We start from the raw sequence: 23,546 nt of genomic DNA on the forward strand, positions 1-23,546 counted from the left end.
CCGACGGCGAAGGGAGAAGGCTGATGACGGAGTTCTTGTGGCTGGAGATCACGGGACAGTGTCAGCTCCAGTGCACCCACTGCTACAACTCCAGCGGCCCCAACGGGACCAGCGGAGCCATGACCACCAACGACTGGCGGCGCGTCATCAGCGATGCGGCGGTGATCGGCGTCGGCATGGTGCAGTTCATCGGCGGCGAGCCGACGATGCATCCAGACCTCGCCGCCCTGATCCAGTACGCACTGGATGCGGGGTTACGCGTCGAGGTGTACACCAACCTCGTCAAGGTCACCCCTGCTCTGTGGAAGACGTTCGGTCTACCCGGCGTCTCGTTGGCCACGTCGTTTTACACCGGCGACCGTAAGCAACACCGACGAATTACCGGGCGGGATACGCTCCGCCAGACCCTCGCGAACATCGAACGGGCCGTTCGGGAGGACATCCCGCTGCGTGTCGGCGTGGTCCACGTCCTGGACGATCAGGGCATCGACGAGGCGATCATGTCGCTGGAACGGCTCGGCATCACGCAGATCGGTACCGACCGGACGCGTCACCTCGGGCGCGCCGGTGGTCGAGTTCCCGGCGAGCTGTGCGGCCACTGCGGTGACGGTGTCGCCGCAGTGCTGCCGGACGGCGGCGTACGGCCTTGTGTCATGTCACGATGGATGGCGGCCGGCAACGTACGGGAACAGCCGCTGGCGGAGATCTTGAACGGCGAGAGGATGCGGGAGCTGATCGAGTCCATCCCCATGGCGGCGGCCAATCCGTGCGCTCCGGACAAGACCGGCTGCAAGCCGAAGGGCGACGGCGGTGACTGTCAGCCGGCCGAGAAGCCCGCCTGCAAACCGAAATACAAGTAGGGACCCGCTGTGGATTGGGAGCCCCATGCGAGACGTCTCGCCGACCAGGTGACCGACCCGGTGTCGCGGTGGCACGAGCCCATCGCGAGCACGCCGCGGCACGTGTTCGTACCCCGATGGTGGGAAGCACGGGAGTTGCGCGACGGACCCGCCGACAAGAACGCGTGGATGGCCGCGGCTTACAGCGACCAGACGCTCGTCACGCAGCTCGGCCCGCTGCACGCCGACCATGCCACTCCAGACGACCATCCGACCGGCTCACCGACTTCGTCTTCGACTCTGCCCAGCCTCATCGTGCGCATGTACCGGCATGGGCGGCTCTTCGACGGTGCGGACGTTCTCGACGTCGGCAGCGGCTCCGGGTACGGCTGCGCCTTGCTCGCCGCGCGCTTCGGCGACGAACGCGTGACGAGCGTCGACGTGGACCCGTACCTCATCAAGGCCGCCGGTGAGCGACTCGCGTCCATCGGCCTGCACCCGCGCGTGAAGACGGTCGATGCGACCGGACCCCTGCCTGGCACGTACGACCGGATCGTGTCGATGGTCTCCGTCAGCCCGATTCCCGCCAGCTGGGTGACGGCGCTCCGCCCCGGCGGCCGGCTGGTCACGGTACTCGCGCGCACCACCGCGATCCTCACCGCTACCAAGCAGGACGACGGTTGGGTCGAGGGCCACATCGAATGGGACCGTGCCGGATTCATGGCGGTCCGCTCCGGCCCGGACTACCCGCCTGGCATCGATGCGCTGTTCACCTCGATCGAGCATGCGGACGGCGACGAGGTGAAGGCCGGTCGGTACCCCGTCATCAACGTCAATGAAGCGTGGGAGCTGCAATCGGTGCTGGAGGTCACCGCGCCCGGCATCCAGCACTACTACGACGAGGCCGACGACGGGACGCGCACCGCGTGGATGGTCCACGCCGACGGATCGTGGGCACGCGCCACCGCCCACGGTACGGACACGCCGATCTTGGCCCAGGGCGGCCCGCGCCGACTGTGGGACATCCTCGATGAGGTCCGTGACTACTGGCTCTGCCACGGCTACTTCCAGCTGTACGGCGCCAAGGTGTTCATCCCACCGGAAGGCGGCAAAATCCACCTGACCCGCGGTGACTGGGAAGCGGCGATCGAGTAAGCGATCTGTCCCCGGAACGGCGGCGGGGGACCGCCTGTCGCCGCATGTGGCCAAAAAGCTACGTAACGCGCTCATCGGTCATCCGTGCTCGCCGTCGCCGCGTCCCTACAGCATCAGAGAACGGGGACCCACATGCGTACTTTCATCGCCGTCGGTATCGCGGCCGGCTTACTCGCCCTCGCCGGCTGTACTCCGGTCGCCGACAGTGCCGACCCGAACATCGCCGCGACGTCATCGACCCGCGGGGGCGGGTCGACGGCGAAGGCCAAGGGCAAGCCCAAGCCGAAGACCACCCGTACCCTCACCTACCGGATCGGCGGCTCGGCGACCCGCGCGTCGATCACATACTCGACGCCGTCCGGGCAGGAGCAGCAGAACGGCGCCCGGGTGCCGTGGAAGAAGTCGTTCAAGATCAAGAAGGACACCTTCGACGTGCTCACCGTCACGGCGCAGAACTCCGGCAGCGGCACGATCACCTGCGAGATCGACGTCGACGGCGTCAAGGTGAAGGCGGCGAAGTCCTCGGGGGCGTACGCGATCGCGAGCTGCGACCACACGCTCGGCTTCTGACCGCCCGCCCGGCGGCTCCTCAGATCTCGCTGCCCGGGTCGCTCTTGCGGGAGAGCGACCTGGGCAGCGACCCTTCAGTCCCAGGTCGAGCCGAGCGCGTACTCGCCCGAACCCTGATCGGCGGCCACAAGGCCGCCCATGGTCAGTACCGCACTGGGTCACGCCGTCATGGCGTGCGTTCTCGCGTCGGATCCGACGGTGGTCAGATCGCGTTGAGGCCGGTCACAATCACCTTGGTCAGCCGGGTGAGATAGGCGTCGTCGACCTGGTCGGTGGCGAGGAGCAGGCGCATGATCAACGGGGAGATCAGCAGGTCGAGGGCGAGTTCGCGATCGAGGTCGGCGGACAGTTCGCCACGGTCGATCGCGCGGGTGAGCACCGTGGCCGCGGTGGTGCGGCGCGGCTGGGCCACCACGTCGTTCAGGGCGGTGGCCAGTTCGGCGGTGCGCGTGGTCTCGACCAGGACGTCCAGTGCGATCCGTCTGATTCGCGGATCGGCGGCCTGTTCGACGATCACGTCCAGGAACCCGCGCACATCGCCGGCCAGCGAACCGGTGTCCGGCACCTCTGGCAGGTTCCGGAGTATCGCGGCCTCGACCAGGTCGATCAGCATCGCCTGTTTGGACGGCCAGCGGCGGTACACGGCGGCCTTGCCGACCCCGGCCCGACGCGCCACCGCGTCCATCGACATGCGTGCGTAGCCCATCTCGGCGAGCTGGTCGAACATCGCACTGGTGATCGCGGCGGTGACGGATTCCTGGAGTACCGCCGCCCCGGCCGGTTGCCGCCCGTTCGACATGCTCGGAGCATACACGACGGAACAGTTGCGTTCCATCGTAGGCGGGGCTAGGCTCCGAAAACGACGGAACCGTGCCGTTCCGACGAAATCCAAAGGGGCAGTCATGAAGATCTACCCGCTGCGCATCGGCCGCACCAAGGTGCCGTTCGGCCAGTTCTACGGGGGCCTGCACGGGTTTTCGCTGCGTGAGTTCGCCGCGGACAAGGACCATTTCATCTGGGTGCCGATCCACGCGTACCTGATCGAGCACCCGACCGCGGGGCCGGTGCTGGTCGACACGGGGATCAGCCCGGAGCAGGTCGCGCACGTCGACTACTACCGCGGTTCGATCATGGAGCACGTGATGGATGTCGACGAGTACGACCTGCCGGCCGACCAGACCATGCCGGCGCAGTTGGCGCGGCTGGGCTACCGGCCGCGGGACATCCGCGGGGTGATCATCACCCACTTCCACGAGGACCACGTCGGTCCGCTGAACCTGTTCGCGCACGCCCCGGTGTATCTGGGGGCGGCCGAGTACGCCGCGCGGGAGGAGAAGGTGTTCGGCCTGGTGCCGCTGGCCTATCCGCCGTCGATCGCGGCGATCACCGACTGGCGGCCGATCGGGTTCACCGGCCCGGCCGTCGGCGGGTTCACCGGCTCGGCCGACCTGTTCGGCGACGGGAGCGTGCTCGCACTGCCCACGCCCGGGCACAGCCCGGGTAGCACCAGCGTGCTGGTGGACCACCGGTTCCTGCTGACCGGGGACGCGATGTACACGATCCGGCACCTCGCGGTGGATCAGGTGCGGGCGATCCAGACCGGTGACGAGGAGCAGTACGTCGACTCGGTACGACGGATCCAATGGCTGCGCCGCGAATTCCCCGAGTTGGTCATTCTCACCGCGCACGACCACACCGACTACGGCGCACGGCTGATCGCCGGGCTCGCCGATGGCGAACTGTCCGATGCGGACCTGTCCTGGGCCAAGTCCTACGAGCGGGCCACCTTCGACGAACTGGCCAACCTCAACCCGGCCCGGCTACCGCGGTACGTACCGGCCGGGGACGGCGGCCGGGTCGGCCACGCGGCCTGACGGCACTCGAGCGCGATCACCCCCGGCGCCCTACGGGATCAGGCTGACCCAGGAGCGCCAGGCGTCGTTCTCGTCGACCATGCTGAACGGGCCGTTTCCGCCGTCGGAGTAGTACTCCCACCAGGCGTAGTCGATGCCCTTGGACTTGTAGAGCGCGACCTTGTCCTTGATGTACTGGTCGTGACCGGTGGCACCGTTGCCGATGCCGAACTCCCCGATCCAGACCGGCATGCCCTGTTCCGAGGCCGTGTCGATCTGCACCTGCAGGTGCGCGGCGAGCGCGGCCTTGTTCGCCGGGTCGTAGCCGGTGGTCCCGTCGGAGGGGTTCGGGTCCATGCCCAGCCCGGTGCCGTCGTTGTAGCCGGCCGTGTAGCCGCTCTTCGAGTCGCCGTTGTAGTAGTCGTGGATCGACCAGATGAGGTTGGTGCGGCTCGTCGGGGTGAGGGAGGAGAACGACGAGGCGGGCACCTTCGCGTCACCGTACGACGGCTCCAGCATGATGCTGGTGACGCCGTCCTTGGCACGGATCGCGTTCACGATCCGCGTGTAGTCCGACATCAGCCGCGCCGACCGGGTGGAGGTGCGGAACGGCTCGTTGACCGGGTCGTACGCCGCGATGGCCGGCTCGTCCTTGTACCGGTTGGCGATGGTCTGCAGGAAGCCCAGGCCGTTCTCGACGACCGCGTCCAGGCCCTCGGTCGTGTCGTCGGGGTCCACCCGCGCCCAGTCCGGCACGTGCTCCTGGCCGTCGGAGTCGCCGGACATGTGGACACAGTCGAGGACGACGTACAGGCCGGCGGCCTTCGCCCTCTCGACCGCCGCGGCGAGGGTGGCGAACGCCGTCTCGTTCCACTCCGCCTCGGTCGGTTGGAACAGGTCCCAGAACAGGACCATGCGGACCGCGGTGAAGCCCTTGGCCTTGATCGAGTCGTACGTGGCCTGGTCCCAGGTGTCCGTGTCGTCGGCGTCCCATACCGGCTGGAGGTTCGGGCCGATCAGCAGGTGCCGGGCGCCGGTGGAGTCGACGAACGCGTGCGCGCTCGTGGCGTGCAGCCGGGTGAGCGCGGCGGCCCGCGCCGGTTCCGCAGCGCGGGGCGAGGTCCCGGCGACGGCCGTCGCGGAGGTACCGATCGTCAGGAGAAGTGCGGCGAGGGCGAATCCGGCAGATCGGTGCATGAACGCCTTCCCTTCCGGAGGGACCAAGATCAGCAGGATCCTAGATCAGCTCCGGACCGGCCTAACCCCGCCGATCGTCGGACGAGAGGCGCGCCATTTCGTCGGCGGAGAGGCGCAGTGCGCCCGCGGCCACATTCTGGGCGAGATGGTCCGGATCGCCGGTCCCCGGAATGACCAGCACATGCGCACCCTGCTGTAGCGTCCACGCCAGTCTTACCTGGGCTGCTGTCGCGCCGTGCGCGCGTGCGACCGAAAGGACCTGGGGGCTGTCGCCGGTGCCGGCGCCGGCTTCGCGCCCTTCACCGGCGATGGTGAAGAAGGGCACGAATGCCACGTCCTGTTCTCCACAGGCGCGCAGCACGGCCTCGCCCTCGGGCGGTGCACCGATGCCGTAGGCGTTCTGGACGCAGACCACCGGAGCAATGGACTGCGCCTCGGCCAGGTGTTCAGGTGTGGCGTTGGAGACGCCCAGGTGCCGGATGAGACCGGCGTCGCGGAGATCGGCCAGCGCCCCGAAGTGCTCGGCGATCGACTCGGTCCGCCGGCTCGGGGGGATGCGCAGGTTCACCAGGTCGAGGTGGTCACGGCCGAGCTGCCGCACGTTCTCCTCGACCTGGCCGCGCAACTGCCCGGGCGTGGCCCACCACCACTCGCCCGAGGGATCCCGGCCCGGCCAGACCTTGGTGGCGATGACCAGGTCCTCGGGATACGGCGCCAGTGCATGGTTGATCAGCTCGTTGGCCGAGCGGCGTGAGGAGAAGTAGAACGCGGCCGTGTCGATGTGGTTGACGCCCAGCTCGACCGCGCGCCGGAGCACGCTGATCGACCGCTCGCGGTCGCTGGGCGTGCCGAGGTCGAAGGCGGCACTGCCCGTGAGGCGCATCGAGCCGAATCCGATGCGATTGACCGTCAGGTCACCGAGTCTCCAGGTACCCGCGGCCGCCGCGCCGCCGGTGTGCAAGGTCATGATCAGCAGTCCCCTCTCGCCGGAACGGCGAACGAGATCTCGACATCGGGCGCCCAGCCGGCGTCGACGAACGCAGCGTGCAGCCGATCGCGCCCGCGCAGGGCGGTCCTGGGCATGAAAAAAGCCTCCCCGACGGATCAGGAAGGCCTAAGCGATGACGAGATCATAGCGGGCCTCGGAGGCGGTGGTGCCGATAGCCCGGTCAGGGCCTGAGCCTGGATGGGGCCGCTCTGGCCGGCTCGGCGCTACGCGCGCCCGGGCCCGTGCTTGGTGATGACGCCGCAGGCGATGCGGGCGCCGGAGTCGCCGGTCTTGAGGGTCTCGGCGTCCGGGCCGGACTTCGCGTAGCGCTTGGGAATGTTGGCCTGGTTGTCCGGTGCCGCGTGAATGATGATCGCGCTGCCGTCGCGGTCGAACAGCCGGCCGGGCCGGAAGCGGTCGGTCGTCACCGTCGCGCCGCCCGTGCCGTCCCCGTTGACCAGCAGGGGCGGCAGGTCGCCCGAGTGCTCCGGGTGGGAGTGGGCGTCCAGGTCGAAGTGGGGGCCCGCGCTGAAGAACGGGCTGCCCGTCGCCGGGTCCTTGGACGCGGGGTCGCAGACGCCCTTCGCGTGGATGTGGAAACCGTGGTACCCCGGGGGCAGGCCCTGTGCCGTGACGGTGAGCCTGGTCCTGCCGTCCCGCTCCTCGACGCGAAGAGAGCCGACCTTGTTGCCGTCGGCGTCCTTGATGACGGCCTCGCCACGCTGGTCGGCGGCGGTCAGCCGCTCGGCCACCGCGGCGCCGAGTGCGGTCGCGCCCGCGCCCAGCGCGACGACCGCGAGCAGATGGTATTTGCCTGCCATGCGACAGCTCCCGGGTGAAGAGTCCGGATTGCACGCTCCGGACGGACTCCTACCCGCATACGGTCACGCACAGTCACGAATCGTCACGCGGACGATGACGTCGGGCGCTCCAGGGGGGTACGGCCGCGGGCCAGCAGCCAGACCATCACGGCCAGGCCGGCGACCTGTAGCGGCCAGCCCATGAGGACCTTCGCGGCTCCCAGCCACGCCACGTGGCCGGCCAGGTAGAGCGGGTACTGCACCGCGACGCGCACCAGACACGGGATCACCAGCAGCCAGGTGAGCCGGGAGCAGAGCCGCACGATGTCGCGGTCGCGGTGCCAGGCGGTCGGATCGCCTGTGACCGAGCCGATGATGAAGCCGACGAGAGGCCAGCGCACCACGATCGACAGGAGCAGCGCGGCGGCGTAGCCGGCGTTGTAGAGGATGCCCGGCAGGAACGCGTCCTGGGCCTTGCCCGACCGCAGCGCGAACAGGGCCGCGATCGCGATGCCGACGATGCTGTTGAGCACGAACTGCACGGTGGACCGCTGGACCAGGCGCACGAACAGCAGCACCACGGCGAGCCCCGCGCCGATGCCGAGCGAGAGCTTCAGCTCCTTGGTCACGATCCAGGAGACGGTGAAGCCGATCGTCGGGATGGCCGCCTCGACGACCCCGCGGGCACCGCCGAGGGCCTTGGAGAGCTGGGCGCGGACGGCCTCTTCGACCGTGTCGTACGCGGCCTTCTCCGGCGCCGCCTCCTCGGGCGCGGCGTCCTCGGGCACCGCGTCTTCGGGCGTGGCCTGCGCGGACGCCGGGTCCGTGGACCCCGAGTCCCGCCGGGTCGGGTCGTTCACCTGACCTCCTCGCGGGGCGCCCGCATCGTCGATCACGCGCTGCCCCGCAGCTCGTAACGCGGGTTGAACATGACCTTACGACCGTCCTGCACGCTGACGAGACCCTCGGCGCGCACGAGACGGCCCGGCTCGATGCCGGCGATGCGCCGGCGGCCGAGCCAGACGAGGTCGATCACGTCGGACCCGTCGTAGAGCTCGGCCTCGAGCGCGGGGGCTCCACCCCGCGGCCGCAGTGTCACAGTGCGTAGCGTACCTGCTACGCAGGCACGCCGACGAGTGGCGCACGCCTTGATAGGGGTGGCGCCCTCGGATCCGCTGGTCTTCTGGAGTTCCTGGGCTTCGAGCTCGGCCTTGCTCGACGTCAGCCGGCGCAGGAACCCGCGCAGGCCCCGTGACCCTGAGTCCTCGTCGCCCGTGTCGGGCACGTCGTCCATGTTTGGCAAGACTAAGCCATCCACCTGAGATTGAAAGCGGCGGAAATAACAACATTACGCCGCACCCGAACGCACCTTCCGCCGCGCCGCGAACCCCGCGTCCTCCGGGCGCCGGGCGAGGGCCGCCTTGGCCGATCCGAGCTGCCACGGAACGCTCGTGACCATGACGCCCGGGCGGAAGAGCAGCCGCGCCTTCAGCCGCCACGCGCTCTGGTTGTGCAGCAGCTGCTCCCACCAGCGCCCGACGACGTACTCGGGGATGAACACGCACACCACGTCGCGCGGGCTCTTGGTACGTACCCGCCCGACGTAGTCGAGCACCGGCCCGGTGATGTCCCGGTACGGGGAGTCGAGGATCTTCAGCGGTACCGGAACGTCACGTTCGCTCCACTCGCGCTCCAGCGTCGCCGCCTCCTCCTCGCTCGTCGCCACCGACAGCGCGGTCAGCGTGTGCGGCCGGGTCGCCCGCGCGAACGCCAGCGCCCGCAGCGTCGGCGTGTGCAGCTTGGAGACCAGCACGATCGCGTGGATCCGGCTGGGCAGCGGGACGCCCTCCTCGCCCGGCGCGAGCTCGGCGGCCACCCGCCGGTAGTGCCGGTTGATCGCCTTCATCATCAAGAAGACCAGCGGCAGCGTGACGACCACGATCCAGGCGCCGTGCAGGAACTTGGTGAGCAGCACGATCACCAGGACCAGGCCGGTGAGGACCGCGCCGACGAGGTTGATCGCCCGCGACCGGTGGATCGCGCGTCTCCGCGCCGGATCGGCCGTACGGCGCAGCTCGTCGCCCCAGTGCTTGACCATCCCGCTCTGGCTCAGCGTGAACGACACGAACACGCCGATGATGTAGAGCTGGATGAGGCGGGTGGTGCTGGCGTTGAACGCCCAGATCAGCGCGCCGGCGAGCAGCGACAGGATCACGATGCCGTTGCTGAAGACGAGCCGGTCGCCGCGCCGGGCGAACTGGCGCGGCAGGTACCCGTCGCCGCCGAGGATCGAGGCGAGGATCGGGAAGCCGTTGAACGCCGTGTTGGCCGCCAGCACCAGGATCGCGGCGGTGAACGCCTGGATCAGGAAGAACAGGAACGATCCGTGGCCGAACACCGCGCCGCCGAGCTGGGCGACCACCGTCTTCTGCTCGTAACCGCGCGGGGCGCCGACGAGCTGCGCCGGGTCCTCGGCGATGTGCACGTGGGCGATCGAGGCGAGCGCGGTGATGCCGCCGAACATCGTCACCGCGAGCAGGCCCATGACCGTCAGGGTGGTGGCGGCGTTCCTGCTCTTGGGCGGCTTGAAGTTCGGCACGCCGTTGCTGACCGCCTCGACGCCGGTCAGCGCCGTACAGCCCTGTGCGAAGGCGCGCAGGGCCAGCAGCAGCGCGGCGGCCCCGGCCGTCCCGTGCGAGGCGTGGACGGTCAGCGACGCCGACTCGGCGGACGGCGCGTGCCCGAGCGCGGCGCGTACGAGCCCGGCGCCCACCATGACGAACACGCTGGCCACAAAGCCGTACGTGGGGATCGCGAAGGCGCGGCCGGACTCCTTGACGCCGCGCAGGTTCATCACCGCGATGACCGCGATCAGGCTGAGCGCGATGCCCACCGCGTGCGGGGCCAGCACGGGGATGGCCGAGACGACGTTGGCGACGCCCGCGGCGACCGAGACCGCGACGGTCATCACGTAGTCGATCAACAGCGCGCTCGCCGCGATCAGCGAGGCGTTCTCGCCGAGGTTGGCCCGGCTGACCGCGTACGCCCCGCCGCCGCCCGGATAGGCGTGGCACGTCTGCCGGTACGACGCCACCACCACGAGCAGCAGGAACACGACACCGGCGCCCACCCACCACGACAGGGTGAGCATGGCCAGCCCGCCGAGGCTGAGCGCGAGCAGGATCTCCTCCGTCGCGTACGCCACGGACGACAGGGGGTCGCTGCAGAAGACCGGCAGGGCCAGCTTCTTGGGCAGGAGTGTCTCCCCCATCTGCCCGGTGCGGAGCGGACGGCCCACGAGGACCCGCTTGGGGGCGTGGAGGACGGCTTGCTTCACAATCGCCAGCAAATACGGCGAAGGGGTCGTGTTCGGGTATCCCTAACGCCGCCTTAACGGCGCTCCCCGCGTTCTTAACGGATTCCTAACGCGCGCGTTCTCAGGCGTCACTGTGTCCCGGGAATCACCGCTCGAAGCGGTACCCCATGCCCGGCTCGGTGATCAGGTGCCGGGGGCGGGAGGGGTCGGCCTCCAGCTTGCGGCGCAGCTGGGCGAGGTAGACCCGCAGGTACCCGGTCTCGTTCGCGTACGAGGGCCCCCACACCTCACGGAGGAGCTGCTGCTGGCTCACCAGGCGTCCCGCGTTGCGGACCAGGACCTCCAGGACGTGCCACTCGGTCGGCGTCAGGCGCACGTCGGAGCCGTCGCGGGTGGCCTTCTTGGCCGCCAGGTCGACGGTGAAGTCCTCGGTGACGACCACGGCGTCCTCCTCGGGCGGCTGGGAGCGGCGTACGGCGGCGCGCAGCCGGGCCAGCAGCTCGTCCATGCCGAACGGCTTGGTCACGTAGTCGTCCGCGCCGACGTCGAGCGTCTCGACCTTCTCCTCCGAGGCGTGCCGCGCGGTCAGCACGATGATCGGCACGCTGCTCCAGCCGCGCAGGCCCTTGATCACCTCGGCGCCCTCCATGTCGGGCAGGCCGAGGTCCAGGACGATCACGTCGGGGTGCCGGCGCGCGGCCAGGTCCAGGGCGGTACGGCCGTCCGGCGCGGCGTCCACCTCATAGCCGCGGGCGCGCAGGTTGATGCGCAGCGCACGGACGATCTGCGGCTCATCGTCCACCACCAGCACCCGAGTCATGAGCCCTCCTTCGTCGGTGAAGTGACCGGGAGGCCCTGCTTATCGGTTCCCTCGCTCCGCTCACTCACGGGCCCTCCTTCGTCGGTGGAGTGACCGGGAGGCCCTGCTTATCGGTTCCCTCGCTCCGCTCACTCACGGGCCCTCCTTGGTCGGCAGTGTGAAGATCATGGTCAGCCCGCCTCCCGGGGTGTCCTCGGCGTGCAGGTCACCGCCGATCGCCTCGGCGAAGCCGCGCGCCACGGCGAGGCCCAGGCCGACGCCGTCGCCGCGCGGGCGGTCGCCGAGCCGCTGGAACGGCTCGAACATCTGGCTCTTGGCCGAGTCCGGCACGCCCGGCCCGCGGTCGGTGATCCTCAGTTCGACCATGCCGCCGTGCTCGCTCGCCGAGATCCGCACCGGTTCGTCGCCGCCGTGCCGTACGGCGTTCTCCACCACGTTGGCCAGGGACCGCTCCAGCAGGCCCGGGTCGGTCAGGACCGGCGGGAGGTCCTCCGGAACCTCGATCTTCACCTGGTCGCCCGGCACGTTGGCCAGCGAGGGCACGAGCACCTCATCGATCGACATCGGACGGGTGAGCGGCCGCACCGCCCCGGTCTGCAGGCGGCTCATGTCGAGCAGGTTGGCGACCAGGCGGTCGAGGCGGTCGGCCGACTCCTCGATCGTGGCGAGGAGCTCGGCCTCGTCTGCGGGGTCCCACTGGACGTCGTCCGACCGCAGGCTGCTGACGCCGGCCTTGATCGAGGCGAGCGGCGTGCGCAGGTCGTGGGAGACCGCGGCGAGCAGGGCCGTACGGATCTTGTTGCCCTCGGCGAGGCTGCGGGCCTGGCGCGCCTGGTCGGCGAGGCGCTGCCGGTCGAGCGCCGCGGCGGCCTGGTAGGCGAAGGCGGCCAGGACGCGGCGGTCCGCGGCGGGCAGCACCCGGCCGCGCAACGCCAGCGTCAGGACGTCGCTGACCTGCACGCGGACGTCGGCGTCGTCCGGCCGCGCGCAGGGATCCGCACCGGCCGAGGCGATCGGCTCCCAGGTGTCGCCGGTCCGTTCCAGGAGGGACACCGAGGCCAGCCCGAACGTCTCCCGTACGCGTTCGAGCAGCTCGGGCAGGGCGTCCTCACCCCGCAGCACGCTCGTCGCGAGCATGCTCAGGGTGGTCGCCTCCGAGCGCGCCCGCGCGGCCTGCGAGCTGCGGCGGGCTGCGAGGTCGACCACGGTGGCCACGGCGACCGCCACCGCCACGAAGACGAGCAGCGCGAAGACGTTCTCCAGCTCGGCGACCGTCAGCGTGTGCAGCGGCGGGGTGAAGAACCAGTTGAGGAGCAGGAAGCCCGCCACGGCCGCCACGATCGCCGGCCACAGGCCGCCGACCAGGGCCACGCCGACGGTCAGGGTGAGGAAGAACAGCAGCTCGGTGGGCAGGCCCAGCCGGGCCCCCGGGAGCGACAGCACGCCGGTGAGCACCGGCGGCCCGCACACGGCCAGCAGCCAGCCCGTGGTCAGCCGCCGGTGCCCCAGCGAGGTGCGGGCGACCGTCGTCAGACCGCGGCCCTTGCCGGCGTAGTCGTGCGTGACGATGTGCACGTCGACGTCGCCCGACCGGTCCGCCACGGTCGCGCCGACGCCGGGGCCGGAGATGTACTGCCACCGGCTCCGGCGGCTGGACCCGAGCACGATCTGGGTGGCGTTCACCGCCTGCGCGAACTCGATCAGCGCTCCGGGCACGTCGTCCCCGGTCACCTGGTGGTACGAGCCGCCCATACCCTCGACCAGGGCCCGCTGGCGAGCCAGGGCCTCGGGCGAGCCGTCCGCGAGCCGGGCCGGGCGGTCGTTCAGCCGGGCGACGTGCACCGCGACCAGGTCGCCGCGGCCGGCGCGGGCGGCGATCCGCGCGGCGCGCCGGATGAGCGTGTCGCCCTCCGGCCCGCCGGTCAGCCCGACGACGACCCGCTCGCGGGCCTCCCAGGTCCGCGTGATGCCCTTCTCGTCGCGGTAGCGCGCGAGGGCGTCGTCGACGCGGTCGGCGACCCACAGCAGGGCCAGCTCGCGCAGCGCGGTCAGGTTGCCGACGCGGAAGTAGTCGGCCAGCGCGGCGTCGACCCGCTCAGGCGGGTAGACGTCGCCGTGCGCGAGGCGGCGGCGCAGCGACTCCGGTGAGATGTCGACCAGTTCGATCTGGTCGGCCCGGCGGACGACCCCGTCGGGCACCGTCTCGCGCCGGCGCACCCCGGTGATCCGCTCGACCACGTCGGCCAGCGACTCCAGGTGCTCGACGTTGACGGTCGAGACCACGTCGATGCCGGCGGCGAGGATCTCCTCGACGTCCTGCCAGCGCTTGGCGTTGCGCGCGGCGGGCGCGTTGGTATGCGCGATCTCGTCGACGAAGGCGACCTGCGGGGCCCGCGCGATCACCGCGTCGACGTCCATCTCGCCCTGCCGCGGCGGCACGATCTCCAGGCCGTCCAGCAGCGCGGCGGTGCGGGGACGCCCGTGGGGGTCGGCGAAGCCGACGACCAGGTCGGTGCCGCGCTCCCGGCGCCGTGCCGCCTCGCCGAGCATCGCGTACGTCTTGCCGACGCCGGGCGCCGAGCCGAAGTAGATCTTCAGCCTGCCTCGCCCCGTCATCGCACTCACCCCCCACTACGCATTGTGTCCCCGCACGCGGGCCGATCCGTCATCGAGGCGGAAGCGCAGGCGGCAGACCACGGCGTCGGTGTCGCGGCGCAGGGCGTGGGCGAGCACGGCCCCACGCTGGTTTTGCAGGACCCGCTGCCAGAGATGGGCGGGCTCGACCTCGGGGATCAGGACGAAGACGTGCGGCTCGCCGACGCCCCGCACGTACTCCACGATCGGGTGCACGAGCCGGCGGTGCCGGTCGTTCACGAGGGCGAGGCCGACGTCGGGCGCCCAGCGCTCCCACGCCCCGATGAACTTCGTGGTCTCCTCCGGCTCGTCCGGGTGGACGACCCGTACGGCGACGACCCTGTCACCGAGGGACATCGCGGCCGAGATCGCCTCCTGGGTCAGGCGGTTCACGTCGCCGACGGGCACGATCGCCAGCGACCTGCGGGGCCGGGGACGCGCGGGGACCCGGCCCAGCTCCAGCCGCCGCCCGATCCGCCCGTACGCGCGGTTCACCATCGACATCAGCCACACCAGGAGCGGAATGGTCACCACGATCAGCCAGCCGCCCTCGGGGAACTTGGTCACCGAGACGACGATCGCGGCGAGGCCGGTCATCAGCGCGCCGAGACCGTTCAGGGCCGCGCGCGGGCCCCAGCCGGGCGGGCGCCGGGTCCACCAGTGCCGCACCATGCCGGTCTGGGAGAGGGTGAAGCCGACGAACACGCCGATGGCGAACAGCGGCACGAGGGTGTTCATGGCGCCGCCCGTACCGACGATCAGGAGGGCGGCCGTGACGGTGAGGAAGAGGATGCCGTAGCGGTGCACCTGGCGTTCGGCCCGCAGCGCGAACAGGTGCGGCAGGTTGTTGTCGCGGGCGAGCAGGTGCGTCAGGACGGGCATGCCGCCGAAGGAGGTGTTGGCGGCCAGCGCCAGCAACACCACGGTGGCGAGCTGGACGACGTAGTAGCCGATCCCGTGCCCGAGGGCACCCGCGGTGACCTGCGAGAGCACCGTGACGCCCGGGGCCGGGCGGATGTGGAAGCGGACGATCAGCGCCGAGATGCCGATCAGCATGGCGCCGAGCAGCGCGCCGAGTGCGACCTCGGCCCGCTGGGCCCGCCGCACCCGGGGCCGGCGGAACGCGGGCACCGCGTTCGCGATCGCCTCGACGCCGGTCAGCGCCGCGCATCCGCTCGCGAAGGCGCGCAGTAGCAGGAGCACGCCGACCGCCCGCAGATCCTGCGCCTGCGCGACCGGATGCGCGATGACGACGGGCCGGTCGCGTAGCAGGCCGGCGATGATGACGGTGAGGATGGACAGCACGAAGATCGCGGTCGGCACGATGAACATCCGGGCGCTGTGCGCGATGCCCCGCAGGTTGACGGCGGTGATCAGGGCGAGCACCCCGAGGCACAGCCAGACCGTGTACGGCAGCAGGCCCGGCACCGCCGAGGTGAGCGCGGCCACGCCCGCCGCGATCGACACGGCGACGTTGAGCACGTAGTCGACGACCAGCGACGCGGCGGCGACCAGCGAGGCACGCCGGCCGAGGTAGGTCCTGGCCACGCCGTACGCGCCGCCGCCCTGCGGGAAGGCCGCGATCACCTGCCGGTACGACAGTGTGAGCACGCCGAGCAGGGCCGCGATCGCGAGCGTGACCGGGACCGTGTAGCCGAGCGCCGCTCCCCCGCCGGCGGCCAGCACGATGACGATCGCCTCCGGCCCGTACGCCACCGAGGCCATGGCGTCGAGGGACAGCGCGGCCAGGCCGCCGGGCACGGACAGGCGGTGCCGCTCCCCTGCCTCGTCCGTCTCACCGCGCCGCGCGGGCAGGACCCCGGTCACGCGCCGGGTCGCCTCTCCCGTACGGCGTCCAGGTGGGAGGTCAGGACGGGGTCGGCCAGGTCCGGCGTGTACGCGGGCAGCGTGACGATCATGGTCAGGCCGCCGCCCGGCGTGTCGTCGGGGTCGAGCGTGCCGCCCATGGCCTCCACGAGGCCGCGCGACAGGGCCAGGCCCAGGCCGACGCCGGTGTCGTTGTCGTGGTCGCCGAGCCGCTGGAACGGCAGGAAGACCCGGTCGCGGTCGGCCTCGGGGATGCCCGGCCCGCGGTCGATCACGCGCAGCTCGACCCGGTCGGCGAGCGCGCTGGCCGCCACGAGGACGGGCCGGCCGGGCGGCGCGTACCGGACCGCGTTGGCGATCAGGTTCACCAGGACCCGTTCGAGCAGCGCCGGGTCGGCGAGCGCGTCGGGCACGCCGGCGGGGATCCGCACCCGTACGCCCTCGCCGGCCGGGCTCACGCCGGCGACGGCGCGCGGCACGATCTCCTCGGCGGCGACCGGCTGGGCCGCGACGCCGAGCAGGCCGGCCTGCAGCCGGCTCATGTCGAGGAGGTTGGCCACGAGCCGGGCGAGGCGCTCCAGCGACTCGTCCGCGGTGGCGAGCAGTTCGTCGCGCTCGCCCGCGGTCCAGGCAACGTCGCCGGTGCGCAGGCTCTCCACGGCGGCCTTGGCCGACGACAGCGGCGAGCGCAGGTCGTGGCTGACGGCGGCGAGCAGGGCGGAGCGCATCCGGTCGGCGGCGGCGAGCGGGCGCGCCTGCTCGGCCTCCTCGGCGAGCCGGTGCTGGCGCAGCGCCAGCCCGGCCTGCGCGGCGAACGCCTCCAGCACGCGCTGGTCGGCCGCCGACGGCGTACGGCCGCGCAGCACGAGGGTGAGGTCGTCGTCGACCGCGACCTCGGCGGCGCCCTGGTCCGGGCTGCGGCAGGGTTCGCCGCCGACGGTCGCCGCGATCCGCCAGCAGCCCGGATCGCCCTGCCGGCCCGGCGTCATCGGGGCGTCGGGACGGCGTTCGAGCAGCGTCACCGAGTCCAGCCCGAAGGCGACGCGCAGGCGTTCGAGCAGGTCGCCCGGGGTGCTCTCGCCGCGCAGCACGCTGCCCGCGAGATTGGAGACCATCTCGGCGTCCGCGCCGGCGCGAGCCGCCTCGCGGGTGCGCCGGGCGGCCGAGTCGACCACCACGCTCACCGCGACCGCCACGACGACGAACGCGGCGAGCGCGAGCGCGTTCTCCCACTCGCCGATGGTGAACCGGTGGATCGGCGGGGTGAAGTAGTAGTTGAGCAGCAGTGAGCCGGACACGGCGGCGAACAGCGCCGCGTACCGGCCCCCGGCCAGGGCCACCGCGACCACCGCCACGAGGAACAGCAGGATGTCGCTGGCGAGGGAGAGCTGTCCGCGCAGGTTCGCCAGCAGGAGGGTGAGCAGCGGCAGCCCGGCCACGGCCAGCCCGAACCCGACGCCCTGCCGGGTCCACGTCAGGCCGCCGCCGCGCGGCGACCGGCGGCGCCCCCGGCCGGCCTCCTCGTGCGTGACCATGTGCACGTCGATCGCGCCGGACATCGCGGTCGTGGTCACCCCCACGCCGCGCGAGAGAATCTGGGCGAACCGGCCCCGGCGGGAGGCGCCGAGCACGAGCTGGGTCGCGTTCACCCCGCGCGCGAAGTCGAGCAGCGCCTGCGGGATGTCGTCCCCGACGACCTGGTGGTACGTGCCGCCGAGGCTCTCCACGAGAGCGCGCCGGCGAGCGAGTTCGGCCGGGCTCACGCCGGTGAGCCCGTCGCCGGCGGTCACGTGCACGGCGAACAGGTCCGCTCCCTTGGCCCGGTCGGCGATCCGCGCCGCGCGGCGGATCAGCGTGTCGCCCTCCGGCCCGCCGGTCAGCGCGACGACGACGCGCTCGCGGGCCTCCCAGGTGCGGCTGATGCGGTGGTCGGCGCGGTAGCGGTCGAGCTGGTCGTCGACCTTGTCGGCCAGCCAGAGCAGGGCCAGTTCGCGCAGCGCGGTGAGGTTGCCGACGCGGAAGTAGTTCGACAGCGCGGCGTCGATCTTCTCGGCCTGGTAGATGTTGCCGTGCGCCATCCGGCGGCGCAGCGCCTCCGGCGTCATGTCGACGAGCTCGACCTGGTCGGCCCGGCGCACGACCTCGTCGGGCACGGTCTCGCGCTGCGGCACGCCGGTGATCTGCTCGACGACGTCGTTCAGCGAGTCGAGGTGCTGGATGTTCACCGTGGTGATCACGGTGATGCCGGCCGCGAGGATCTCCTCGATGTCCTGCCAGCGCTTGGTGTTCCGCGAGCCGGGGACGTTGGTGTGCGCCAGCTCGTCGATCAGCGCCACGCGCGGGGCCCGGGCGATGACGGCGTCCACGTCGAGCTCGCTGAAGCTCGCGCCGCGGTACTCCATCGTCTTGCGGGGCACCGTCTCCAGCCCCTCCACCAGCTCGACGGTCCGGGGACGGCCGTGGCACTCCACGAACCCGATCACCACGTCGGTGCCGCGTTCGCGCCGGCGCCGGCCCTCGCCGAGCATGGCGTAGGTCTTGCCCACGCCGGGGGCGGCCCCCAGGTACACGCGCAGCCGCCCGCGTGCCATGGTCACATCCCTCCTTCGGTGAGACGCGGCGCGCGCCCAGGCGCGCCGCGCCCCGGTCTCAACCGCGGTACGGATACTTCTCGTCGAGCTCGGCGTTGAGCGTGAGGACGTCGACGCGGGGATCGCCGAGGAAGCCGAGCGTCCGGCCGTCCTCGTTGTGCTCGATCGCCTGGAGCACCTGCCGCTCGGGCACGCCGCGCGTCCGGGCGATCCGCGGGGCCTGGAGCCGCGCGTACGCCGGTGAGATGTGCGGGTCCAGGCCGCTGCCGCTCGCGGTCACCGCGTCGGCGGGCACCGCCGGGTGGGCCGGCGCGCCGCCGCGGACCGGCACGACCTCGCCCTTCGCGTAGTCCTCACCGTACGTCGCGCACTCGACGCGCACTCCGGCGTACACGGCGACGAACGGCTTGGCGACCACGCCGCACTCCTCGTTGAGGCTGACGACCCGGACCGGGTGCGTCACGTGGCCCTGGCGGTCGCGCGGGCCGATGAGGGCGAGGACCGCGCCGACGCCGCCGGGGGTGCAGAACGGCCGGGCGCCGCTGACGCCCTCCAGCTCGCCCACGGCCTTGCTGCGGGCGCAGACCTGGGTGAGCAGGCTGGTCCTGGCGTTCTCGTCCTCCTTGCCGGCCTTGACGAGCGCCGGGTCCGGGAGGGTGTCGACGGCGTCCTCCGGGCCCAGGTTGCTCGCACCGGTCGAGGTCGGGTCGTAGCCGGCGTTCGAGGGACGGCTCTGGAAGTACTGCTTCAGCGGGTCGCCGTTCGCGTCGGTGAACGCCTGGCCGACGATCCGGCTGCCGACGACCCTACCGTCGGCGGTCTTGACCATCGAGCCCTCCGCCCTGTGGTGCAGGCCCGGGAGGAACGCCACGGCCCAGATGGCGACCGGGTAGACGATCCCGAGGATCACGGTGAGGACGAGGAGGGCCCGGAGAGCCGCCAGGTGCCGGCGTACAGGGCTCGAGAGTCGCATGGTCACATTCCCGGCAGGTACTGGATGAGCAGGTCGATGAGCTTGATGCCGACGAACGGCGCGACGATGCCGCCCACGCCGTACAGGCAGAGGTTGCGCGACAGCAGCTTCGAGGCGCTGGAGGGGCGGTACTTCACGCCGCGCAGGGCCAGCGGGATCAGCAGCACGATGATGATCGCGTTGAAGACGACCGCGGACAGGATCGCCGACTGCGGGCTGGAGAGCCGCATGATGTTGAGCCGGTCCAGGCCCGGGTAGACCGCGGCGAACATCGCCGGGATGATCGCGAAGTACTTGGCGATGTCGTTGGCGATGGAGAACGTCGTCAGCGCGCCCCGGGTGATCAGCAGCTGCTTGCCGATCTCCACGATCTCGATGAGCTTCGTGGGGTTGGAGTCGAGGTCGACCATGTTGCCGGCCTCCTTGGCGGCCGACGTGCCGGTGTTCATGGCGACGCCGACGTCGGCCTGCGCGAGCGCGGGGGCGTCGTTGGTGCCGTCGCCGGTCATGGCGACGAGCTTGCCGCCCTCCTGCTCCCTTTTGATCAGCGCCATCTTGTCCTCGGGCTTGGCCTCGGCGAGGAAGTCGTCGACGCCGGCCTCGTCCGCGATGGCCTTCGCGGTGAGCGGGTTGTCGCCCGTGATCATCACGGTGCGGATGCCCATGCGGCGCATCTCGTCGAAGCGCTCGCGCATGCCGGCCTTGACGACGTCCTTGAGGTGGATGACGCCGAGCACGTGCGCGGTCGTCCTCCCGTACTCCTCGACGACCTCGCCGACCACCAGCGGTGTCCCGCCGCTGGCCGAGATTCCGTCGACGATGTGGCCGACCTCGTCCGTGGGGTGCCCGCCGTTGTCGCGGACCCACTTCATCACCGCCGTGGCGGCGCCCTTGCGCAGGGACCGACGGCCGCCGTTCCCGGTCGCCAGGTCGACGCCGGACATCCGGGTCTGGGCGGTGAACTCGATCCAGCTCGCGTGGCCGAGCTCGCCCGGCGTACGCTCCCGCAGCCCGTACCCGGTCTTGGCGAACACCACGATCGAGCGGCCCTCGGGCGTCTCGTCGGCGAGGCTGGACAGCTGGGCCGCGTCGGCGAGCCGGTCCGCGGTCACGCCGTCGACCGGGGTGAACTCCGCGGCCTGCCGGTTGCCGAGCGTGATGGTGCCGGTCTTGTCCAGCAGCAGGGTGTTCACGTCGCCGGCCGCCTCGACCGCCCGGCCGCTCATCGCGAGGACGTTCCGCTGGACCAGCCGGTCCATGCCGGCGATGCCGATCGCGCTCAGCAGCGCGCCGATCGTCGTGGGGATCAGGCAGACCAGCAGCGAGACCAGGACGATGCCGGTGACGCCGTGGGCGTTCAGGGCCGGGGAGTCCGGCACGCCCGGCCGGGTCGCCTTGCTGAAGATCGCCAGCGGCTGCAGCGTGGCCACCGCCATCACGAAGATGATCGTCAGCGAGGCGAGCAGGATGTTGAGGGCGACCTCGTTCGGCGTCTTCTGCCGGTTCGCCCCCTCGACCAGCCCGATCATCTTGTCGATGAAGCTCTCCCCCGGCCGCTGGGTGATCTTCACGACGATCCGGTCGGACAGCACCTTCGTGCCGCCGGTGACCGCGCTGCGGTCGCCGCCCGACTCGCGGATGACCGGGGCCGACTCACCGGTGATGGCCGACTCGTCGACGCTGGCGATGCCCTCGACGACGTCGCCGTCACCGGGGATGATCTGGCCCGCCTCGACCACCACGTGGTCGCCCTGCCGCAGCTCGGGCGCCGGCACGGGCTCCTCCTCGCCCGCCCGCCCCGGGGCCCAGCCGGTCAGGCGGCGCGCCATCGTGTCGGTCTTGGCCCGGCGCAGCGCGTCGGCCTGGGCTTTTCCCCGCCCCTCCGCGACCGCCTCGGCGAGGTTCGCGAAGATCACCGTCAGCCAGAGCCAGACCACGATCAGCCAGCCGAACCAGGTCGGGTCGCTGATCGCCAGCACGGTGCTCCACACCGCGCCGATCTCGACGATGAACATGACGGGGTTGCGCCACATGGTGCGCGGGTCGAGCTTGCGCACCGCGTTCGGGAGCGACCGCACGAGCTGCGCGGGGTCCAGCAGCCCGCCCTGGACCCGGTGCGGCTGCGCCGGCGGCGGCTCGGGGGCGGGCGTCTGCGGTTCGGCGACTTGGGTGGACATCAGTGGATTCCTTCGGCCAACGGCCCGAGCGCGAGCGCCGGGAGGAACGTGAGAGCGACGAGGACGACCGTGACGCCCGCGACCATGGCCACGAACTGCGGCCGGTGCGTGGGCAGCGTGCCCTCCGACGCGGGGGTCAGGCCCTGCTTCGCCAGCGACCCGGCCAGCGCCAGGACGAAGATCATCGGCAGGAATCGCCCGAAGACCATCGCGAGTCCGAGGGCGGTGTCGTACCAGGGCGTGTTGACGGTGAGGCCGGCGAACGCCGACCCGTTGTTGTTCGAGGCGGAGGTGAAGGCGTACAGCACCTCCGACAGACCGTGCGGGCCGCCGTTCAGCATCCCCGCGCGTTCGCCGGGGAGGGCCATCGCGAAGGCGGTGCCGACGAGCACGCAGACCGGTGTGACCAGGAAGTACGCCGCGGCGAACTTGATCTCACGGCTGCCGATCTTCTTGCCGAGGTACTCCGGCGTGCGGCCGACCATCAGGCCGGCGACGAACACCGTGATCACGGCCAGGATGAGCATGCCGTACAGGCCCGAGCCCGTGCCGCCGGGCGCGACCTCGCCCAGCATCATGTTGAACATCGTCATCATGCCGCCGAGGCTGGTGTAGGAGTCGTGGAAGGAGTCGACGGCTCCGGTGGAGGTCAGCGTGGTCGCGTCGGCGAACGTCGCGGAGTTCGCCACGCCGAACCTCGTCTCTACGCCCTCCATGGACGAACCGACCGCGGTCGGCACCGTCCCGTGGTGGGCGAGCTGGAACGACATGATCAGCGTCATGCTGATGACCGCCAGAACGGCCATCACGGAGACGATCGCGTAGCCCTGCCTGTTGCTGCCGACCATCCGCCCGAACGTCCGGGGCAGGCTGAAACTGATCATCAGGATCAGGAAGATCTCGATCCAGTTCGTCCAGGTCGCCGGGTTCTCGAACGGGTGGGCGGAGTTGGCGTTGTAGAAGCCGCCGCCGTTCGTGCCGAGCTCCTTGATGACCTCCTGCGAGGCCACCGGGCCGCCGGTGATCGTCTGCTTGGCGCCGGTGAGGGTCTGGATCGTGTGCGGGTCGTGGAAGTTCTGCACGGCGCCGCCCGCGATCAGCGCGATCGCGCCGACGACGGCGATCGGCAGCAGGATGCGCAGGTTGGCCCGTACGAGGTCCACCCAGAAGTTGCCGAGGTGCTCGGTCCGCTTGCGGGCGAACCCGCGGACCAGGGCGATCGCGACGGCGATGCCGACGGCGGCCGAGACGAAGTTCTGCACCGCCAGCCCGGCCATCTGCACCAGATGGCCCATGGTCGACTCGCCGGAGTAGGACTGCCAGTTCGTGTTGGTGGTGAAGCTGATCGCGGTGTTCCAGGCCTGGTGCGCCACGACCGGCTTGAAGCCGAGGCTCAGCATGAGGTGGTTCTGCAGGCGCTGCAGGGCGTACAGCAACAGGATGGAGACGACCGAGAAGGCCAGCACTCCACGGGCGTACACGCCCCAGGTCTGCTCGGCGTCGGGCCGTACGCCGATCAGCCGGTAGATCAGCTTCTCGGCGCGCGTGTGCCTGGTGCCGGTGAACACCCGGTACATGTGGTCGCCCAGCGGCCGGTACACGACGGCCAGAGCGAGGACGAGGGATCCGGCGAAACAGATCCCCGCGGTCGTGGTGCTCATCTAGAAGCGCTCCGGGAACAGTAGGGCGACGATCATGAAGACGAACAGCGCGACGGACAGGACGAGCCCGATCAGGTTCTCCGCGGTCATCGCGCCGCCACCATGTGCGATCGGTTCCGGTCGCGGCACATGCGCCTCAAAGCCG

19 protein-coding genes and 1 pseudogene are annotated in these 23,546 nt (G+C 71.1%); 5 read left to right on the forward strand and 15 right to left on the reverse strand.

Translation table 11 applies throughout. The features are described 5' to 3' along the window. Nucleotides 1–14: 14 nt before the first annotated feature. From OG417_RS38900 to OG417_RS38915, 4 genes and pseudogenes are all read left to right on the forward strand, one after another. A pseudogene (locus tag OG417_RS38900) lies at nucleotides 15–482 on the forward strand (radical SAM protein); the annotation flags it as partial. 18 nt (nucleotides 483–500) lie between these two features. Then, nucleotides 501–860 carry an SPASM domain-containing protein gene (locus OG417_RS38905; protein WP_329262902.1) on the forward strand — a complete coding sequence of 120 codons (360 nt, stop codon included), beginning with the start codon at nucleotides 501–503 and terminating at the stop codon, nucleotides 858–860. 9 nt (nucleotides 861–869) lie between these two features. Further along, the gene (locus OG417_RS38910; protein ID WP_329239957.1) at nucleotides 870–1,994 is read left to right on the forward strand and encodes a methyltransferase domain-containing protein; all 1,125 of its coding nucleotides are present in this window, start codon (nucleotides 870–872) and stop codon (nucleotides 1,992–1,994) included. Between the two features lie 132 nt (nucleotides 1,995–2,126). After that, nucleotides 2,127–2,564 carry an MmpS family transport accessory protein gene (locus OG417_RS38915; protein ID WP_329239959.1) on the forward strand — a complete coding sequence of 146 codons (438 nt, stop codon included), beginning with the start codon at nucleotides 2,127–2,129 and terminating at the stop codon, nucleotides 2,562–2,564. 202 nt (nucleotides 2,565–2,766) lie between these two features. Here OG417_RS38915 and OG417_RS38920 read toward each other — a convergent pair whose 3' ends face one another. Next, complete coding sequence (locus OG417_RS38920) at nucleotides 2,767–3,363, reverse strand: TetR/AcrR family transcriptional regulator (protein WP_329239961.1); 597 nt, start codon at nucleotides 3,361–3,363, stop codon at nucleotides 2,767–2,769. A gap of 103 nt (nucleotides 3,364–3,466) precedes the next feature. Between OG417_RS38920 and OG417_RS38925 the strand changes: the two genes are divergently transcribed. Further along, a complete protein-coding gene (locus OG417_RS38925; protein ID WP_329239963.1) occupies nucleotides 3,467–4,438 on the forward strand; it encodes an N-acyl homoserine lactonase family protein in 972 nt (323 codons plus the stop codon). 30 nt (nucleotides 4,439–4,468) lie between these two features. Here the strand turns inward: OG417_RS38925 and OG417_RS38930 are convergent, their stop codons facing one another. From OG417_RS38930 to kdpF, 14 genes are all read right to left on the reverse strand, one after another. Then, nucleotides 4,469–5,614 carry a glycoside hydrolase family 5 protein gene (locus tag OG417_RS38930; RefSeq protein WP_329239964.1) on the reverse strand — a complete coding sequence of 382 codons (1,146 nt, stop codon included), beginning with the start codon at nucleotides 5,612–5,614 and terminating at the stop codon, nucleotides 4,469–4,471. Nucleotides 5,615–5,675: 61 nt separating this feature from the next. Then, nucleotides 5,676–6,581, reverse strand: coding sequence for an aldo/keto reductase (locus tag OG417_RS38935; protein ID WP_329239966.1), 906 nt, complete (start codon nucleotides 6,579–6,581; stop codon nucleotides 5,676–5,678). A 245-nt stretch (nucleotides 6,582–6,826) separates the two neighbouring features. Continuing rightward, a complete protein-coding gene (locus OG417_RS38940; protein WP_329239968.1) occupies nucleotides 6,827–7,423 on the reverse strand; it encodes a superoxide dismutase family protein in 597 nt (198 codons plus the stop codon). Between the two features lie 83 nt (nucleotides 7,424–7,506). Next, nucleotides 7,507–8,190 carry a DUF3159 domain-containing protein gene (locus OG417_RS38945; RefSeq protein WP_329262906.1) on the reverse strand — a complete coding sequence of 228 codons (684 nt, stop codon included), beginning with the start codon at nucleotides 8,188–8,190 and terminating at the stop codon, nucleotides 7,507–7,509. A 104-nt stretch (nucleotides 8,191–8,294) separates the two neighbouring features. Next, the gene (locus OG417_RS38950; protein ID WP_285581706.1) at nucleotides 8,295–8,696 is read right to left on the reverse strand and encodes an OB-fold nucleic acid binding domain-containing protein; all 402 of its coding nucleotides are present in this window, start codon (nucleotides 8,694–8,696) and stop codon (nucleotides 8,295–8,297) included. A 54-nt stretch (nucleotides 8,697–8,750) separates the two neighbouring features. Further along, nucleotides 8,751–10,739: an APC family permease gene (locus tag OG417_RS38955; RefSeq protein WP_329239970.1), complete on the reverse strand. Its 1,989-nt coding sequence runs from the start codon at nucleotides 10,737–10,739 to the stop codon at nucleotides 8,751–8,753. Between the two features lie 124 nt (nucleotides 10,740–10,863). Further along, on the reverse strand, nucleotides 10,864–11,538 hold the full coding sequence (locus OG417_RS38960; RefSeq protein ID WP_329239972.1) for a response regulator: 675 nt from the start codon (nucleotides 11,536–11,538) through the stop codon (nucleotides 10,864–10,866). 132 nt (nucleotides 11,539–11,670) lie between these two features. Then, nucleotides 11,671–14,154 carry a DUF4118 domain-containing protein gene (locus OG417_RS38965; protein WP_329239974.1) on the reverse strand — a complete coding sequence of 828 codons (2,484 nt, stop codon included), beginning with the start codon at nucleotides 14,152–14,154 and terminating at the stop codon, nucleotides 11,671–11,673. A gap of 15 nt (nucleotides 14,155–14,169) precedes the next feature. Further along, nucleotides 14,170–15,999 carry an APC family permease gene (locus tag OG417_RS38970; protein WP_329239975.1) on the reverse strand — a complete coding sequence of 610 codons (1,830 nt, stop codon included), beginning with the start codon at nucleotides 15,997–15,999 and terminating at the stop codon, nucleotides 14,170–14,172. Beyond that, nucleotides 15,996–18,590, reverse strand: coding sequence for a sensor histidine kinase (locus OG417_RS38975; RefSeq protein ID WP_329262912.1), 2,595 nt, complete (start codon nucleotides 18,588–18,590; stop codon nucleotides 15,996–15,998). Before OG417_RS38975 ends, OG417_RS38970 begins: the two co-directional genes overlap by 4 nt. A gap of 58 nt (nucleotides 18,591–18,648) precedes the next feature. Then, nucleotides 18,649–19,563 carry a potassium-transporting ATPase subunit C gene (locus tag OG417_RS38980; protein WP_329239977.1) on the reverse strand — a complete coding sequence of 305 codons (915 nt, stop codon included), beginning with the start codon at nucleotides 19,561–19,563 and terminating at the stop codon, nucleotides 18,649–18,651. 2 nt (nucleotides 19,564–19,565) lie between these two features. Further along, nucleotides 19,566–21,740 (reverse strand): potassium-transporting ATPase subunit KdpB, encoded by a 2,175-nt coding sequence (gene kdpB, locus OG417_RS38985; RefSeq protein WP_329239979.1) that lies wholly within the window; start codon nucleotides 21,738–21,740, stop codon nucleotides 19,566–19,568. After that, complete coding sequence (gene kdpA / locus OG417_RS38990; RefSeq protein ID WP_329239980.1) at nucleotides 21,740–23,401, reverse strand: potassium-transporting ATPase subunit KdpA; 1,662 nt, start codon at nucleotides 23,399–23,401, stop codon at nucleotides 21,740–21,742. The genes kdpB and kdpA overlap by 1 nt, the downstream gene beginning before the upstream one ends. After that, nucleotides 23,402–23,491 (reverse strand): K(+)-transporting ATPase subunit F, encoded by a 90-nt coding sequence (kdpF, locus tag OG417_RS38995; protein WP_329239982.1) that lies wholly within the window; start codon nucleotides 23,489–23,491, stop codon nucleotides 23,402–23,404. Nucleotides 23,492–23,546 lie beyond the last annotated feature (55 nt).

The organism is Actinoallomurus sp. NBC_01490, assembly GCF_036227085.1.
Taxonomy (GTDB): domain Bacteria; phylum Actinomycetota; class Actinomycetes; order Streptosporangiales; family Streptosporangiaceae; genus Actinoallomurus; species Actinoallomurus oryzae.

What these genes read in the sequence shown, in the direction of transcription:
- OG417_RS38905 (WP_329262902.1), top strand. Translation starts at nt 501, where the DNA reads ATGTCGCTGGAACGGCTCGGCATCACGCAGATCGGTACCGACCGGACG.
- OG417_RS38915 (WP_329239959.1), top strand. Translation starts at nt 2,127, where the DNA reads ATGCGTACTTTCATCGCCGTCGGTATCGCGGCCGGCTTACTCGCCCTC.
- OG417_RS38920 (WP_329239961.1), bottom strand. Translation starts at nt 3,363, where the DNA reads ATGTCGAACGGGCGGCAACCGGCCGGGGCGGCGGTACTCCAGGAATCC.
- OG417_RS38925 (WP_329239963.1), top strand. Translation starts at nt 3,467, where the DNA reads ATGAAGATCTACCCGCTGCGCATCGGCCGCACCAAGGTGCCGTTCGGC.
- OG417_RS38930 (WP_329239964.1), bottom strand. Translation starts at nt 5,614, where the DNA reads ATGCACCGATCTGCCGGATTCGCCCTCGCCGCACTTCTCCTGACGATC.
- OG417_RS38935 (WP_329239966.1), bottom strand. Translation starts at nt 6,581, where the DNA reads ATGACCTTGCACACCGGCGGCGCGGCGGCCGCGGGTACCTGGAGACTC.
- OG417_RS38940 (WP_329239968.1), bottom strand. Translation starts at nt 7,423, where the DNA reads ATGGCAGGCAAATACCATCTGCTCGCGGTCGTCGCGCTGGGCGCGGGC.
- OG417_RS38950 (WP_285581706.1), bottom strand. Translation starts at nt 8,696, where the DNA reads ATGGACGACGTGCCCGACACGGGCGACGAGGACTCAGGGTCACGGGGC.
- OG417_RS38960 (WP_329239972.1), bottom strand. Translation starts at nt 11,538, where the DNA reads ATGACTCGGGTGCTGGTGGTGGACGATGAGCCGCAGATCGTCCGTGCG.
- OG417_RS38965 (WP_329239974.1), bottom strand. Translation starts at nt 14,154, where the DNA reads ATGACGGGGCGAGGCAGGCTGAAGATCTACTTCGGCTCGGCGCCCGGC.
- OG417_RS38975 (WP_329262912.1), bottom strand. Translation starts at nt 18,590, where the DNA reads ATGGCACGCGGGCGGCTGCGCGTGTACCTGGGGGCCGCCCCCGGCGTG.
- OG417_RS38980 (WP_329239977.1), bottom strand. Translation starts at nt 19,563, where the DNA reads ATGCGACTCTCGAGCCCTGTACGCCGGCACCTGGCGGCTCTCCGGGCC.
- kdpB (WP_329239979.1), bottom strand. Translation starts at nt 21,740, where the DNA reads ATGTCCACCCAAGTCGCCGAACCGCAGACGCCCGCCCCCGAGCCGCCG.
- kdpA (WP_329239980.1), bottom strand. Translation starts at nt 23,401, where the DNA reads ATGAGCACCACGACCGCGGGGATCTGTTTCGCCGGATCCCTCGTCCTC.
- kdpF (WP_329239982.1), bottom strand. Translation starts at nt 23,491, where the DNA reads ATGACCGCGGAGAACCTGATCGGGCTCGTCCTGTCCGTCGCGCTGTTC.